Source organism: Mycobacterium sp. E3247 (assembly GCF_001667785.1).
Taxonomy (GTDB): domain Bacteria; phylum Actinomycetota; class Actinomycetes; order Mycobacteriales; family Mycobacteriaceae; genus Mycobacterium.
This window is the reverse complement of the sequence record NZ_LZJG01000395.1, coordinates 1-1,425: the sequence shown is the minus strand read 5'-3', so window position 1 is coordinate 1,425 and position 1,425 is coordinate 1. Positions and strand designations below refer to the sequence as shown.

The window sequence follows — 1,425 nt, the reverse complement described above, 5'->3', positions numbered from 1 at the left end:
GCTGATCTTGGCGCCGGACGTGGTTAGCGATATCGTCGGGGCGAAACTCAACTGGGCATCTAAGCCTCCGCCGGGCGCGACCAGGCCTCAACCGCCCATCGCAGTCGACGAGGGTAACCCGCAGTGCGAGCCGCTGATCGCGCCGGACACGTACTCGGTGGGGGTGGCTTACACCGCGTGGCGGAGCAATCTCTACAAAGAGGACAAGGACACTTTCGAGCATGCGGTCTATCAGGCTGTTGCGACGGTCCCCGACTCGAAAGCAGCGACCCAATTGCTCGACACCGCGTTTATCAAGGCCGTGAATTCCTGTGACAATGCAGTGCTCCACCGGAAAGACGGACAAGCGCAATGGCGATATCAAAAGTCTGACGCCACCGGCACCGATGCGCGTTGGACGGCGACACAACTGCAGGACGGCAGGGTCGTCGGCTGGATCTGCTCCAACGAGGCCCGGGCGAAGAACAACGTGGTCGTATATGTGCAGGTGTGCCAGTACGGCAATGGCGCCCCGGCCGCAACGACAATCGTGGACAAGATCTCGGAGAAGGTACCCGGATAGACCCGGCAGGTTCTAGACGAGTGGTGCAGGTGTTTGGAGTCCATAGCCCTGGCTACGACCGTACAACGCATGCCAACGACGATTGGCTTGCCGGGGTTTGACTCCGGGCCGACCCGAACTCAGTTCCGCCCGGGCAGTTTCATCACCGTGCGCACGATGGGCAGTAGCGACTTCTGCCAGAGGGTCGCCGGAATACCAAGGGGCGGATCGAGATTGAATACGCGGGCCGTCGCGATCGTCTGTGACTCGGTGTACTTCAGCAGCCCCTCGGGCCCGTGCCGGCGACCGACGCCGGACTGGCCCATCCCGCCCATCGGCGCGCTCAGGCTGCCCCACGCGAACGCGTAGCCCTCGTTGACGTTCACGGTCCCCGACCGCAACCGGGCGGCGATCTGCTCGCCCTCCGCGGAGGAGCCGGCCCACACGCTGGCGTTGAGCCCGTACTCGGTGTCGTTGGCCTTCTCGACGGCTTCCTCCACGCCGGCGACGGGGTAGATCGAGACGACCGGCCCGAACGTCTCGTTGGCCGCGCACTCCATCTCCGGCGTGACGTCGGTCAGCACCGTGGGCTCATAGAACAGCGGCCCGATGTCGGGTCGCGCCTTGCCGCCCGCAATCACCGTGGCGCCCTTGGCTTTCGCGTCGTCGACGTGGTCGGTGACCGTGTCCAGCTGGCCCGCGGAGATCAGGCTGCCCATCTCGACGGTGAAGTCATAGGCGGTGCCCAGCTTCATATTCCGCACCGCGGCACCGAACTTGCCGATGAACTCGTCGGCGATGTCCTTGTCGACGTAGATCCGCTCGATGGAGATACACAGCTGGCCCGCGTTGGAGAAGCACGCGCGGGTGGCGGCCTTGGCCGC

General features: G+C 64.6%; 2 protein-coding genes. One reads left to right on the top strand and one right to left on the bottom strand.

Annotation, left to right across the window (positions count from 1 at the left end):
* Window positions 1-562, top strand: a 562-nt coding sequence (locus A9X04_RS21045; RefSeq protein WP_067924551.1) for a sensor domain-containing protein, incomplete at its 5' end; no start/stop codon positions are given.
* Window positions 563-681: 119 nt separating this feature from the next.
* Here A9X04_RS21045 and A9X04_RS21040 read toward each other — a convergent pair.
* Window positions 682-1,425: aldehyde dehydrogenase family protein (locus A9X04_RS21040; protein ID WP_156764458.1), on the bottom strand; the 744-nt coding region annotated here is incomplete at its 5' end.